12 protein-coding genes are annotated in these 15,162 nt (G+C 38.7%); 2 read left to right on the top strand and 10 right to left on the bottom strand.

Annotated features, from left to right (window positions below):
• Positions 1-186: 186 nt before the first annotated feature.
• The 7 genes from GO621_RS14790 to GO621_RS14760 all read right to left on the bottom strand — a co-directional run bounded on the left by GO621_RS14790 (position 187) and on the right by GO621_RS14760 (position 8,721).
• Positions 187-540, bottom strand: a complete 354-nt coding sequence (locus GO621_RS14790) for a YtxH domain-containing protein (RefSeq protein ID WP_157568397.1) — start codon at positions 538-540, stop codon at positions 187-189.
• Positions 541-657: 117 nt separating this feature from the next.
• The gene (locus GO621_RS14785) at positions 658-2,358 is read right to left on the bottom strand and encodes a protein-disulfide reductase DsbD family protein (protein WP_157568395.1); all 1,701 of its coding nucleotides are present in this window, start codon (positions 2,356-2,358) and stop codon (positions 658-660) included.
• Positions 2,359-2,557: 199 nt separating this feature from the next.
• Positions 2,558-3,334, bottom strand: coding sequence for a succinate dehydrogenase/fumarate reductase iron-sulfur subunit (locus GO621_RS14780; protein ID WP_157568393.1), 777 nt, complete (start codon positions 3,332-3,334; stop codon positions 2,558-2,560).
• 142 nt (positions 3,335-3,476) lie between these two features.
• A complete protein-coding gene (locus tag GO621_RS14775; RefSeq protein ID WP_157568391.1) occupies positions 3,477-5,414 on the bottom strand; it encodes a fumarate reductase/succinate dehydrogenase flavoprotein subunit in 1,938 nt (645 codons plus the stop codon).
• A gap of 58 nt (positions 5,415-5,472) precedes the next feature.
• Positions 5,473-6,279, bottom strand: coding sequence for a succinate dehydrogenase cytochrome b subunit (locus GO621_RS14770; protein ID WP_157568389.1), 807 nt, complete (start codon positions 6,277-6,279; stop codon positions 5,473-5,475).
• Positions 6,280-6,422: 143 nt separating this feature from the next.
• On the bottom strand, positions 6,423-7,100 hold the full coding sequence (pdeM, locus tag GO621_RS14765) for a ligase-associated DNA damage response endonuclease PdeM (RefSeq protein ID WP_232335667.1): 678 nt from the start codon (positions 7,098-7,100) through the stop codon (positions 6,423-6,425).
• Positions 7,101-7,161: 61 nt separating this feature from the next.
• Entirely contained in the window at positions 7,162-8,721 is a 1,560-nt protein-coding gene (locus GO621_RS14760) for a trypsin-like peptidase domain-containing protein (RefSeq protein WP_157568387.1), read from the bottom strand.
• A gap of 196 nt (positions 8,722-8,917) precedes the next feature.
• Here GO621_RS14760 and dapF point away from each other — a divergent pair, with 196 nt between their 5' ends.
• A complete protein-coding gene (gene dapF / locus GO621_RS14755; protein WP_317163454.1) occupies positions 8,918-9,703 on the top strand; it encodes a diaminopimelate epimerase in 786 nt (261 codons plus the stop codon).
• Between the two features lie 169 nt (positions 9,704-9,872).
• Positions 9,873-12,764 carry a DEAD/DEAH box helicase gene (locus tag GO621_RS14750; protein ID WP_157568381.1) on the top strand — a complete coding sequence of 964 codons (2,892 nt, stop codon included), beginning with the start codon at positions 9,873-9,875 and terminating at the stop codon, positions 12,762-12,764.
• A 14-nt stretch (positions 12,765-12,778) separates the two neighbouring features.
• Here GO621_RS14750 and GO621_RS14745 read toward each other — a convergent pair whose 3' ends face one another.
• From GO621_RS14745 to GO621_RS14735, 3 genes are read right to left on the bottom strand one after another with little or no spacing between them, the layout of a single operon-like run.
• Entirely contained in the window at positions 12,779-13,519 is a 741-nt protein-coding gene (locus GO621_RS14745; RefSeq protein WP_157568378.1) for an MlaD family protein, read from the bottom strand.
• Positions 13,520-13,525: 6 nt separating this feature from the next.
• Positions 13,526-14,308 (bottom strand): ABC transporter ATP-binding protein, encoded by a 783-nt coding sequence (locus GO621_RS14740; RefSeq protein ID WP_157568376.1) that lies wholly within the window; start codon positions 14,306-14,308, stop codon positions 13,526-13,528.
• The gene (locus GO621_RS14735; protein WP_157568374.1) at positions 14,308-15,084 is read right to left on the bottom strand and encodes an MlaE family ABC transporter permease; all 777 of its coding nucleotides are present in this window, start codon (positions 15,082-15,084) and stop codon (positions 14,308-14,310) included. Before GO621_RS14735 ends, GO621_RS14740 begins: the two co-directional genes overlap by 1 nt.
• Positions 15,085-15,162 lie beyond the last annotated feature (78 nt).

Genomic DNA, 15,162 nt, shown 5'->3' with positions numbered 1-15,162 from the left:
TTAATGAATTGTTCTGATATTATTGTACAGCATTTTTATGCCCATAGGAAATACTGTTTTTATCACCCTTTTTTTGCAAACTTCACTGGTTAAAATATAAATCTCATTAAAGCAAAAAAAACCTGAATACCAGAAGCAAATTGCCCCTCATATTCAGGATTTTAAAACAGAGAAAAATAAACCAGCTTATGCTTGCTGTATTTTATCGTTTAAACCTGCGGCTTCGTCCTTAACTTTTGATTTTGCCTGGTCAACTACCTGGTCTTTGTATCCTGTAGCCTGGTCTTTGTACTCTTTAACTTTTGATTTTGCCTGGTCAACTACCTGGTCTTTGTATTCTACTGCCTGGTCTTTATATTGATTCAGTTCATCTTCGCCAGTTTTTATTTTTTCTTTGATCGAATCCCAGCTATTGGTTGCAGTTTCAACCAATGTATTACGGGTTTCTTCTCCGGCTTCCGGTGCAAACAATATACCTAAAGCAGCACCAACCGCTGTTCCTAACAGAAATACGCCTAAGGTTTCAACAGAACTTTTCATAACTAATAATTTAATGTAAGTGATTTTGAAGCTAACACTGTTATAACTTAATAGTTTTCAATAATTTGTATTTTCAAAACAAATACTGTTTTTAGGTGCATAAAAGAAGCATCAGGATTATTTTACCGCTGTTTTGCCGAATGCCCTTAATCCGCTTTGCAAAAAGTTTTCGTAGCTCTTTGGATTGTAATCTGCCCCTTGCGGCGGAACCAATAAATTGCCTTCATCATCCAGCAAAACATAAAAAGGCTGAGAATTAGCTTTAAACCTGGACGCCTGGAACTCGCTCCATTTATTGCCTATCGTCCTGATTTTTTTACCTTGCGCTGTAACAAATTGCTCGTTTGGTCCCAAATCTGTTTTATCATCTACATACAATTGCAGCAGTACAAAATCATTGCTGATCGTGCTGTAAACGTTTTTATCAGTCCAAACACTTGCTTCCATTTTGCGGCAGTTAACACAAGCATGACCGGTAAAATCAATCATAACAGGCTTATGGTTTTTCTTTGCGTAAGCTAAAGCTTCATCATAATCAAAAAAAGCGTTTAAACCCAAAGGTGCTTTAAAAATGGAAGCATATTTATGTAGTGTTTCTTCGCTGTTTTGGGTTGAAGTATTTGCAGTACGATTACCTGCAGTGAGGCTTGGCGTATATAAATCAAAATCCTGCGTTTGCAGCGGAGGCAAAAATGCTGATATTGATTTTAACGGTGCACCCCACAACCCGGGAACCATATATATGGTAAAAGCAAGTACAATAATGGCGAGAAACAGCCGGGGAATAGAAATATAATCAACAGGAGAATCATGAGAAAATTTTAATTTTCCTAAAAGATATAGACCCATTAATCCAAAAATAACAATCCATAAAACCAGGAATATTTCGCGGTCAAACCATTCCCAATGGTAAGCCAGATCAACATTGGATAGAAATTTTAACGCTAAAGCCAATTCTAAAAAACCCAACACAACCTTTACACTATTTAACCAACCGCCAGATTTTGGCAACGATTTTAACCAGGAAGGAAATAAGGCAAACAAAGCAAAAGGAATAGCCAGTGCCAGGGAAAACCCAAACATACCAACTGCCGGCCCTAATAAAGCGCCCATTGTTGCTGCCTGAACCAGCAATGTTCCAATGATTGGGCCGGTACAAGAGAATGAAACCAAAGCCAGGGTTGCAGCCATAAAAAACAGGCCGATAAAACCGCCTTTGTCCGACTGCTCATCCATTTTGTTTGCCCAGGAAGAAGGCAAGGTCAGTTCAAAAGCACCGAAAAAGGAAATGGCAAATACAACCAGCAACAAAAAAAAGACGATGTTAAATATTCCGTTTGTTGCCAGATCATTTAAGGCATCCGCACCAAAGATCACTGTAATCAGCAATCCTAAAGCAACATAAATAACAATGATAGAAAGGCCATAGATAATTGCTTTTGTAATGGCACTTCCCCTTGATTGTGCTGTTTTGGTAAAATAACTTACCGTTAAAGGAAGCATCGGGAAAATACAAGGCATAAGCAGCGCAGCAAAGCCGCCCAATAAGCCAGCTAAAAATATTGCCCATAAGGATTGCTTCGTTTCCTTTGCTTCTATCGCCTTCGCTTTTTGTTTAACAACCTCCTTTTTAACCGGCACTGCTGTTGTTTTTACCGTTTCAGTATCAGTAGGTAAAGGCGAAAATTGCACATCGCTGGTAGAAATTGTATCGTTTCCGGTGCTTTGCATCGCTTCACTTTTACTATTGAAACCCAACAGAAAGCATAGCATGATTAGAAAGAAGAAGATTTTTTTTAGGTTGAACGCAGGCTGCATTTAGAATAAATTTTACTAATTTTTTGCAGGATAAAAGTAGTACATATCGGGAAGATACAAGTTTAGCATTTGTCATATTGCCTGCTTACCAGAAACTTTACTGAAATTTAGTCGATAAAAGAAGCATTGCCCCAATCACCATAAAGAAAGCCCTGCCAGAACCTGACAGGGCTTTCTTTTAAAACTTATACTTTTTCGGTTAAACGTGCGCTTCGTCTGATTTAAAGATTTTAGCCGTCAAAAAGTCACCGTTCATTCTGGCAATATTAGTTAACTTGATTTCTTTCGGGCATTCTGCTTCGCAGGCACCTGTATTGGTACAGTTACCAAAACCTTCTTCGTCCATTTGCGCAACCATATTTTGCACACGGCTGTAACGCTCCGGCTGGCCTTGCGGCAATAAAGCCAATTGCGAAATTTTTGCCGATACAAACAGCATAGCAGAAGCATTTTTACAAGCCGCTACACAAGCGCCGCATTGAATACAAGTTGCAGAGTTAAAAGCTTCATCAGCAATTGGTTTCGGGATCGGGATTTCATTCGCATCCGGCACACCGCCTGTATTTACAGAAACATAACCACCGGCATGCTGAATACGATCAAAAGCAGAACGGTCTGTAGCCAGATCTTTAACTACCGGAAAAGCTGCTGCCCTCCATGGTTCAATCGTAATCGTTTGTCCATCGTAAAAGCTGCGCATGTGCAACTGGCAGGAAGTGATTCCTTGTTTCGGGCCATGCGGGCGGCCATTAATATATAACGAACACATTCCGCAAATACCTTCGCGGCAATCATGGTCAAAATAAATCGGGTCTTCTCCTTTAAGGATCAACCCTTCATTCACAACATCCAGCATTTCCAGAAAGGACATGTCCGGAGAAATATCTTTTGCCTGGTAAGTTACAACTTTACCAGCTGTTTTTGCATCTTTCTGGCGCCATACCTTCAGCGTCAGGTTCATATTTCCATTACTCATATTGATCAGTTGTGAGTTGTAAGTTGACAGTTGTAAGTTGAAACCGGCAACCGAAAACTGTTGTTTATATTATTCGAACGTATGTTGCGGGTTGCCCGTTGTGAGTTGTAACTGGCAACCCGCAACCGAAAACCTACAACTGTTATTTATAGCTCCGTTGTGTTAATTTAACGTTTTCAAAAATCAAATCTTCCTTGTTCAGTTTTTCGGGTTGATTTTCGCCCTGATATTCCCAGGCAGCAACAAAAGAGAAATTTTCGTCATCCCGTTTTGCTTCGCCTTCTTCTGTCTGAGATTCTTCCCGAAAGTGCCCTCCGCATGATTCGCGGCGCATTAAAGCATCATCCACCATTAATTCTCCCAATTCGATAAAATCTGCAACCCTACCAGCACGTTCTAAAGAAAAATTAATTTCTTCATTTTCGCCAGCTACTATTGCATTTTCCCAGAAATCAGCTTTTAATGCCTGGATTAATCCTTTTGCCTTGATTAAACCTGCTTCGTTACGTGCCATTCCGCAATATTCCCACATAATATGGCCTAAATCCCGGTGATACTCGTTAACCGTTTTAGTTCCTTTTTTCATGGAAAGAAACTTAGCAACACGCGCTTCTACGTCTTTTTTAGTTTGAGCAAAAGCAGGATGATTTGGATCGATTGGTTTCGGGCCGATGGTAGCCAAGTAATCCCCTAAAGTGTAAGGAATTACAAAATAGCCATCTGCTAAACCTTGCATTAAAGCTGAAGCACCTAAACGATTTGCGCCGTGATCAGAAAAATTAGCTTCACCTAAAGCATAACAACCCGGAATGGTGGTCATCAGGTTATAATCAACCCATAAACCACCCATTGTATAGTGTACTGCCGGATAAATACGCATAGGTTGTTTGTATGGGTTTTCGTCTGTGATCTGATAATACATATCAAACAAGTTACCGTATTTGGCAGCAACAGTTTCTTCACCTAAACGGCTGATCGCTTCAGCAAAATCCAGGAAAACTGCTTTTCCGGAAGCACCTACACCACGGCCTTCATCGGCCATTTCTTTTGCGTTTCTGGAAGCTACATCCCGTGGAACGAGGTTACCAAAAGATGGATATTTACGCTCTAAAAAGTAATCGCGGTCTTCTTCTTTAATATCAGTTACCTTGATTTCACCTTTTTGCAGTTTTTGTGCTGTTTCAACCGTTTTTGGCGCCCAAACACGTCCGTCATTTCGTAAAGACTCAGACATCAAAGTCAGTTTAGACTGATGGTCCCCGGAAACAGGGATACATGTTGGGTGAATTTGAGTAAAACAAGGGTTTGCAAAATAAGCACCGCGCTTATGTGCACGCCATGCAGCGGTTACGTTAGAACCAATTGCATTGGTTGATAAGTAGAAAACATTGCTGTAACCACCTGTACAAAGTAAAACCGCATGTCCGGCATGGGTTTCAATAGCACCAGTCCTTAAATTACGGGTAACAATTCCCTGTGCTTTTCCATCAGCAACAACTACGTCAAGCATTTCTGTACGGGTGTACATTTTTACTTTTCCTAAATGAATCTGACGGTTTAAAGCAGAATATGCGCCTAAAAGAAGTTGTTGCCCGGTTTGTCCGCGGGCATAAAAAGTCCTGGAAACCTGGGCACCACCAAAAGAACGGTTATCTAATAAACCACCATATTCCCGGGCAAAAGGAACACCTTGTGCTACACATTGGTCGATAATATTTACGGAAACTTCTGCTAAACGGTAAACGTTTGCTTCACGTGCACGGTAATCGCCGCCTTTTATAGTATCATAAAACAAACGATAAACGCTATCGCCATCATTCTGATAATTTTTTGCAGCATTAATTCCACCTTGTGCAGCAATAGAATGTGCACGGCGTGGGCTATCCTGAAAGCAAAAGGCAGTAACATTATAACCTAATTCGGCCAGTGATGCAGCAGCAGAAGCGCCAGCCAATCCTGTACCTACAATAATGATATTATATTTCCGCTTGTTAGAAGGGTTAACCAGTTTCAGGTTAAACTTTTGCTTGTTCCACTTTTCGGCTAATGGACCTTCAGGCAGTTTGGCATTTAATTCCATTTTACAAATTTTTATCTTATAAAAGAAGCATCAGGCTTTTAAGCTTATTAATGCTGATTTATCTTTTGGTGAAATAATAAACAATTGGCATAATAGCAAACCCGATTGGGATAATTACAGCAAAAAGCCATATACCTATCTGGTTAACAATTGGTTTATATTTACGATGGTTCATGCCTAAAGTTTGCCAGCTACTTTGAAAGCCATGCAGCAAATGGAACGACAAGGCAGCCATTGCAATTACATAAAATACAACATATAACGGCGAACTGAAAGAGAAGATAACCTGCGCCTGCAGATCTTTTGCTACGGTTACTTCCTGCTGTTTGCTCACATCTACATATTTTGCGTACTCATATTCTCCCTGCGGCAACTGTTTTGCAGAAATCAATTTACCTGTTTTAAGGTCTGTCCGGTATTCTTTAAACGGCATTTTTGGCCCTTCGTGGTTTTTAAACCACTCATCTTTGTGGTAGCTGAACCAGAAGTTCCCCATGTGGATCACGATAAACAATAGCAGGAACGAACCCAGAATCCCCATATTTCGGGAAGACCAGATGCTGGGCGATTTAGGCTGAACAACATAATTAACCGGGCGTGCTTTACGGTTGTTTATGGTTAGGATTAAAGCATAAACAGAATGGATAATGATAGACAAATAAAGCAGGTAAGAAACTACTTTTATCGGCGGAAAATGTGTCATAAAATGAGAGTAATCATTAAAGGCAAGGCCTTCGTCATCTTTAAACAACTGAAAATTTCCGCTTAAATGCACGATCAGAAACAGGCATAAAAATAAACCTGTTAAAGACATGATCAGTTTTTTTCCTATTGAAGAAGAAAGAGTCTGTGTAGAACCACTCATCGATTATTTGATTTTAGGATTATTATTACTGCAAAAGTATTTATTAAACCTGAAAAGATAATAAAGCTGAGTACCAATATCAGTTCCATTATCTATTTAGAAACAATCTAAACTTTTAACCTGTTAAATTTTGTTCCTTTTGCTTAAAAAGCAACCACTTTATCATTCAAAATGCCAAAAACGCGGTCTGTTTCCTGGTGTTGAACAGCAATTCGGCCTGTAAATTTTCCAAATGAAGGTAAAATTGCCTGATTACGGCCAAAAGAAAAACAAGACAAAGTAACTGCATCACGCCCTTTTCCGCGTAAATGTACGCCAGGGTGAATATGGCCGCACAAACTATAAACTTCGAGCTTTTCTGCTTCTTCCATTTTTAAAGGATGATGTGCCATTCGAAAAGGACCTACCAGCATTTCTTCCTGAACTGAAATATCTAATTTGGTAAAATGTTCTTCTTCTATTATATCATGATTCCCTTTAATCAAAATCATGCTTCTTTTAGCATACTTTTTTCGCCATAAAGCAAAATGTCCCCAATCGCTGTTTTTATCGCTGTGAAATAAATCGCCCAAAAAAATCAGGGTTTCAGGCTGATGCCCATCAATCAGAGCAGAAAGTACTTCCAGGTCTTTTCTGGCAAGTTCCTGCGGGATAGCAATTCCGGATTTTCTAAAATGAGCTGTTTTGCCTAAGTGTACATCAGCAATAATCAGTGTTTTCCGGTCTTTCCAGTAAATCGCTTTTTGGGGCAGTAAAAGAAGTGTTTGCTGTTTAAAAAAAAATTCTATTCCATCACAAGTCATCTCTGCAAAAATAGCCATAAAACAAAAAAACCTGCAAATTTTACTTTGCAGGTTTCGATGCTTCTTTTAGCACTGTTTTTTATCTGTCCATTTTGTAACGGTTAGTAAATGAACTACCATCAGGGCTAACGCCGGTGATAATTAAGATACCATCTTTTACATTAGAAATTGCTTTATCAATTGCTTCAGGAGAGTTTACAGGCACTTTATTGATGCTTGTAATAACAGACCCTTCTTCAATTCCTAACTGATCGAACATTCTGCCCGGACGAACTTGTGTTACCAATACGCCGCTCTTCATATTGTATTTTTGTTTTTGGGCACTGCTTAGCGGAGCAAAACTTGCGCCCAAATTATTATAAATTTCTTCTGCAGATTTTGTTCTGCCACCACCAGCTAAAACATTGCTGTTATCGGCTTTTAACGTAACTGCAAATGTTTGCTCTTTTCCATCGCGTAAAACAGTTAAGTTAATTTTATCGCCAGGTTGTAAACGGGCAACTTTTTCCTGCAAATCTGATGATTCATAAACTGTATTGCCGTCAACTTTAGTAATGATATCACCTTTACGGATGCCAGCCTGTTGAGCGCCACCGCCTTGAACCAATTCGTTTACATACAATCCGTTTGTGGTTTTAACATTCAGCTCCTGTGCAGCATCAGGGTTTAATTCTCTGAACTGGACACCAACATAGCCGCGTTTTACTTTACCAAATTTCTCAATATCGTTCAACACTTTTTTAGCCAGGTTAATTGGAATTGCAAAACCGTAACCTTCGTAAGAACCGGTGTGAGATAAAATAGCAGAGTTAATACCAATCAATTCGCCTTTTGTGTTAACCAAGGCTCCGCCACTATTTCCCGGATTAATTACAGCATCAGTTTGAATAAAGGATTCTATTCCTCTGTTTAAAACGGGTGTTTGTGCTTGAGAACGGTCTAAATTAGGGCTGGAGAAAGGATTTGTGTCATCATCGTTATCCTGACTTCCGATAATACCTACAGAGCGGCCTTTTGCGCTAACAATACCAGCAGTTACGGTAGAAGTTAAGTTAAAAGGGTTACCAACGGCCAAAACCCATTCGCCTACTTTAGCTTCATCAGAATTACCAAACTTAACAATTGGCAGTCCTGCTGTACTTACTTTAATTAAAGCTAAATCTGTATTTGGGTCTGTGCCAATTACTTTAGCTAAAAAAGTACGTTTGTCGTTTGTGGTAACTTCAATTTTGTCTGCCTTTTCTACCACGTGATTATTGGTTACGATATAACCATCGGTTGATATTATTACACCAGAACCGGAAGCACGTTGCGGCGTATTAGACTGCTGCCTGCGGCGCATACCAAACATATCACCAAACATTTGCTCCATTTGGTCTTGTCCGCCTCCGCTTTGCGAAGAGGAATAAGTGGTACGGATGTAAACCACTGCCGGCGTTACTGCAGCCGCAGCTTGTGTAAAATCTACCGTTCCGGCAGATGATACCAGCGGTGCAATATGGTTGCTTGCGAAATAAACTTTTTGCCGGTCTTCAAACGTTCCAACTTCTGTTGTTTTAGTTTCAACCATTTTATAGGCACCTACGGCAATAGCGCCTCCTAAAATGGCCGTCATTAATGATAAACCTATCTTTTTCATATTTAATTTTTGTCCCTTGCTAATTTTGAAATTTATTATTCAAATTTAATGCCTTATTGACTTTATAATCAACCTAAAGTTACCTTAAACAGTGTTAAAAAGTGTTAAAGTGTAAAAATCAATAATAGCTGCTTATAATTGTTGTTAATAAAACTAATGTTAGCAAGATTTGTGCTAAATACTTGAATTGAAAAACGTGAAGCAGATTTTTTACAAATACCAGGGCGCAGGAAACGACTTTATACTGATTGACAACCGTTTACAGCAATTTAACCATCATCAACCCGAACTAATTGCCCGTTTATGCAACAGGAGGTTTGGGGTTGGAGGCGACGGTATCATGTTTTTGCAGGTAAAAGAAGCATTCGATTTTGAAATGATCTATTACAATGCCGATGGAAAACCAAGCAGTATGTGCGGTAATGGCGGACGTTGTATTGTAGCCTTTGCCAAATTTTTAGGATTGATTGAAAAGGAAACTAACTTTCTGGCAGTTGATGGGCCGCATTATGCCACAATTTCCGGTTCTGGTGATTGGGTTAGTTTACAAATGATTAATGTTGATACGATCAACCGTGATGGAAATGCTTATGTGCTGAACACCGGCTCGCCGCATTATGTAGAACTGGTGAAAGATCTGGAACACAAAAATGTGTACCAGAATGGTTATACCATCCGTAATAATGCTGTTTATCAGAAAGATGGCATCAACATTAATTTTGTTGAACCTTTAAATGATGGTTATTTCGTCCGCACTTTTGAACGCGGCGTTGAAGACGAAACGTATGCCTGCGGAACCGGCGTAACTGCGGTTGCCTTAGCTATGGCAAAACATAAAAACCAAACCGGTGCTGTTTTTACGCCTATAAAAGTTTTAGGCGGAGATTTAAGCGTAAAATTTAATTACGATGGTACTGTTTTTACCGATATATTTTTAGAAGGACCGGCAGTTCAGGTTTTTTCGGGAGAAATTGAAATCTAAATAAGTTTGTAATTTCCCCGCTCTTTGATCTTAACCCCTCGCTCTTCTCAGCCCATGCTTTTTTTATCACCTAAATTTCTATAAAAAGAATTTTTCTTTTAAGGTAATTCTGCCTACGTTTGAAACTTTGCCTGATCATAAAAGCCTTAAGGCAGCTATCCTACAAGCAATGTTAAGAGTTGACAGCAGCAAACCCTGTAAAATTATTTATGCTATCTGTAAGCATGAATATTTATCGTACCTAATCGAGCCGCACGTTGTTCAGCTTAATCCAAATGGCGAATACTCGCTCACGCACCAACGTTTATTTGTTAATACTGCCGAGGAATTTACTGCTTGTTTAGACGATACCGACCGAAAACTGATCCGGATTTTGCAGGAAACCGAGCAAAGCCACCTCATTTTAAAATACTATAAAAAGCCGATCAGGCCGCTGGAATTCTTTTCCAGAATTTATACAGAAGAAGCGTTTGAAAAACTTCGGCCTAAAATCGAAAAAAAACTGGCCGAAGCCTTAACCTTGCTTCCCGGAAAAGAATTATGCGTAATGAGCCGCGAAGGTTATCCGGCAGAGCGTATTGTACAATTTGCAACAGAACCGGCAACTGTTTTATTTCATTTCCGCAGAAACGAAAACGAAACACGCTATTATCCAACCATAAAATACAAAGGCCAACGGATTGAGTTTATGTTTAAAGGCGCAGAAATCATTTGCAACCAGCCGGCTTATTTATTGCTTGAAGACGTACTTTATTATTTTGAAAAAGGTATTGAAGGCAAAAAACTGCTTCCGTTTTTAGATAAACGTTACATCTCCATTCCTAAATCATCCGAAAAAACTTATTACGAAAAATTTGTTGCGCCATTGATTGAAAAATACCCGGTTTATGCACAAGGGTTTGAAATCATTAGCGAAAGATATAATGCAGGACCAATTTTAAAACCGGTTTATACAGAAGGCGGCATTTCTCAGATCCAGCTGTTTTTTCGTTATGGCGAAGCTGTTTTTCCTTATGGAGATGGACGGCAGGTTTCTGTAAGAATTGAAAACAAAGACGACCAATACTTCTTTTACCGCATTAAAAGAAGCATGGCCTGGGAGAAAAAGAAGTTTTTAGAACTGGAAAATTTAGGGCTAAAAACAGTATCTAATCTTTTTCAAAACCTGGAAGTTGCGCAAATGGAAGAAGATGAAGATACTTCTTTATCTGTTTTTAACTGGCTGAACGAGCACCACGATGAGTTAATAGAAAGCGGTTTTGAAATTGAACAACCTGAAGGCGAAAAACGATTTTTTTATGCCAGCCCTAAAATCAATTTGGAAATTAGGGAAGGAAATGATTGGTTTGATATTTATGCCATCGTTTACTTTGGCAGTTACGCCATTCCGTTTATTGAGCTAAAACAGCATATTTTAAATAAAAGGCGCGAATTTGTTTTGCCTTCCGGAGAGATTGCTGTCATTCCGGAAAAATGGTTTTCGCAATACAGTAACCTGCTTTATTTTAGTGATCATAGTGATAAACTTCAGCTTAAAAAACACCATATCGGTTTGGTAAACGAGTTGGCTACAAGCGATTATGCCGAAGTTACCATGAACCGGAAATTACAGCAACTCAACAATTTTGAAAGCCTGGAAGAAATCCCGCTGCCGCAACATTTTAACGGCGAATTGCGCGCTTATCAAAAAGCCGGTTATGACTGGTTTCACTTTTTAAAAAAATATCATTTTGGCGGTTGCCTGGCAGATGATATGGGTTTGGGCAAAACTATCCAAACACTTGCCTTGCTACAAAAAAACAAGGAAGATAACGCCGCAAACGGTAAAGTTACTTCGTTGATTATTATGCCAACCTCGCTTATTTATAATTGGGTAAACGAAGCAAAAAGGTTTGCGCCGGAAATACAAATCCTGGCACATACAGGCAGTTTACGTTCCCGGAATGCGGCAGTTTTCAGCAATTATGATTTGATAATTACTACTTATGGCATTACACGGATCGATATAAATTTGCTAAAAGATTTCTTTTTTGAATATATTATTTTGGATGAAAGCCAGAATATCAAAAATGCTGCTTCCAAATCTTTTCAGGCAGTAACCGAATTAAAATCGCGCTTTAAACTGATATTAAGCGGAACGCCAGTAGAAAATTCTGTTAATGATTTATGGACGCAAATGTCTTTTATCAATCCTGGTTTGTTGGGAAATCAGGCTTACTTTCAAAACAATTTTGTTATTCCTATCGAGAAGAAAAAAGACGAAGACAAAGCTCATCGTTTGCAGGTTTTGATCAAGCCTTTTATCCTGAGAAGAACTAAAGAACAGGTTGCTACAGAACTGCCATCAAAAACAGAAAAGTTATTTTATTCTGAGATGTGCGATGAACAGGCCGACGAGTACGAAAAAGTAAAATCCGAATACCGGAACGCTCTTTTAAAAAGCATTGAAGAAGGTACGTTTGCACAAGCAAAATTGCATGTTTTACAAGGTTTAATTAAGTTGCGGCAAATTGCAAACCATCCGCGTTTGATTGATGAAAGCTACGAAGGAAGTTCTGGCAAATTTGATGATGTGTGGGAAATGCTAATCAATGCGCTTGAAAGCGGGCATAAGGTTTTGGTTTTTTCGCAGTTCGTACGTCAGTTAACAATTTTCAGAAACCAGTTAGAAGATCAGGGTATTTCTTATACTTATTTGGACGGAAAAACTAAAAATCGCGAGGAGGAAATTAACAAGTTTCAGAATAATGAATTATTACGGATTTTCCTGATCTCTATTAAAGCTGGCGGTGTTGGTTTAAATTTAACTGAAGCTGATTACGTTTTTATTTTAGATCCGTGGTGGAACCCAGCAGTAGAACAACAGGCAATTGACCGTACGCACCGCATTGGGCAAACTAAAAAAGTAATTATCTATAAATTCATTACTAAAAACAGTATCGAAGAAAAGATACTTCTTTTACAGCAACAAAAAATGCACGTAGCTAATACGCTGATTACAACAGAAGGAAACTTTATAAAATCACTGACACCGGAAGATATCCGCGACTTGTTGATGTAACCAGCATTTTACTGTTATTGTACCGGATTTTTTGCGTTTTTGATAGAATCCTGTTTTCTTTTGGCTTCCTTTTTCTTTTTGTTAAAAAATCCGCGAAGCAAAAAATTATGCTTTGCTGCTTCCATGTTTTCGCTGAAACCTTCTGTACCTTTTTTAACGGTTTTTAAAGTACTTTTAGCTTGTTTAACTGTTCCTTCCAAATCATTTGCAAGCTTATCGCTTGATAATAATTTTCCAATGCTTCCTTTACCATGGTTAATTTTATAAACAATTTCAGAAAGGTTAGAAGTTAAAACCTCTGCATTGTCTGCCACTTTTGTTACCCTGCCAATTATCTTATCTACATCTATCGGATTTACAGTATTTACCTTGTCGCCATTATTTAGCTCTCCCGTAGCTTCCGTTCCCGGGTTAATTACAATCAGTTTATCGCCCATTAAACCATCGCTTCCAATAGCTGCCTTAACATCTTTTCGCAAAAACTTTTGCACGCTTTTATTTAATGTTAAATCAACCCGAACTGCCGTGTCTGATACAATCCTGATGTTTTGTATCACACCAATATTAATACCGGCAAAACGCACATTATTGCCTACCTGCAAACCATTTACGTTTTTAAATATACCATAAACATTAAAGGTAGTATTGAATAAGCTTTTAGATTTTCCAATGAAAAAAATTGCCATTACTAATATCAGTATTCCGATAAAAGTGAATAATCCTAATTTTAATTTTTGTCCGCTACTGGTTTTCATATTTTGTTATTTAAAAAAAGACTTTACCAATTCATTGTCCGAATTTTCAAGTTCCTCGTAATTTCCTTCAGCTATATATTCTCCGTCGTTCATTACCACAAGCCTGTCTGCCGTTATTTTAGCACAGGCCATATCATGCGTAATGATGATTGAAGAGGTTTGATACTTCTTTTGCATGGCTAAAATTAAGTCGCTGATTTCTTTTGAAGTGATCGGGTCCAAACCTGTTGTTGGTTCATCGTACAACATAATTTCCGGCTTCATAATTAATGTTCTGGCCAAGCCAATACGTTTACGCATCCCGCCGGAAAGATCGGAAGGCATTTTATCAATAGCATCCAGCAAACCAACGCCTTCTAAAACTTCCTCTACTCTTGAATTAATTTCTGCCTCATCTTTCAGCTTTAAAACTCTGGTTAAAGGAAATTCAAGGTTATCGCGAACAGTCATAGAATCATACAAAGCAGAGTTTTGGAAGAGGAAGCCAATCCTCGTTCTTAACTGCTTTAATTCATCATCGTTTAAATCTGCAACTTCTTCGTTAAAAACTTTTACAGATCCTTCGTCTTTTTTTAGCAGGCCAACAATACATTTGATGGTTACCGATTTACCTTGTCCGGATTTGCCTAAAACCACCAGGTTTTCTCCCCGCTTTAAATCCAGGTTGATATTTTTTAGCACTTCAAAACCATTGAATGCTTTTTTTAGCCCCCTAATTTGTACAACAAGCTCATCTTTTTCAAAAGAAGCTGTTGCCTGGTCTTGCTGGTTTTCTACAGTAGTTTCCATTAATGATAAGCTAATATGTTAGTAAGCTGAACTGCGATGGCATCGATTACAAAAATCCAGAGGGAAGATGTAACCACGGCAGAATTGGCTGCCAAGCCAACGCTTTCTGTTCCTTTGTTAGAATTGATGCCTTTATAACAACCAATAAAGCCAATAGCCAGGCCAAAAAATATGGTTTTGATGGTTGCCGGAAAAATATCGCTGAAACCCAAAACAGAAATTGATTTAGTAAAATACAGGTAAAAGCTTACTTTTCCGTCAATATTTACTGCTAAAAAGCCTCCAAATAAGGCGATGGCATCTGATATAAAAGTAAGGATAGGAATCATGATGGTGGTTGCCAGAATGCGTGTTACAACTAAATACTGCATCGGGTTTGCACCAGATACTTCCATTGCATCAACTTGTTCCGTTACGTTCATGCTGCCCAATTCAGCCCCAATACTCGAAGCTACCCTGCCTGCGCAGATAATGGCTGTAATTACCGGCCCGATTTCTCGTATTACAGATAGCGATACCATTCCCGGCAGCCAGCTTTCTGCCCCAAAATCTGCCAGCGTAGGCCTTGATTGTAAAGTAAGGACCAGGCCCATGATAAAACCAGTAAGCCCAACAAGGGTTAAGGATTTATAACCAATTTCGTAACACTGACGGATGAATTCAGACCATTCAAATCCGGATTTAAATATATTCTTAAAAAAGGCCCCTAAAAACAGTATCTGCGATCCTGCTTCTTCAAAGGTTCTTTTCCATGCAGGTAACGCTTGTTCTGCCATATAATTGAAAAGATATTTTAATATGTTGTGATTGGAATAATTCCTTTAACGGTTTTTTTTTGTAAATGTTGACGCGCT

It is taken from the genome of Mucilaginibacter arboris (genome assembly GCF_009754915.1).
Lineage (GTDB): Bacteria > Bacteroidota > Bacteroidia > Sphingobacteriales > Sphingobacteriaceae > Mucilaginibacter_A > Mucilaginibacter_A arboris.
The sequence above is the reverse complement of the archived record's forward strand: the minus strand, read 5'-3'. Positions and strand labels throughout refer to the sequence as shown.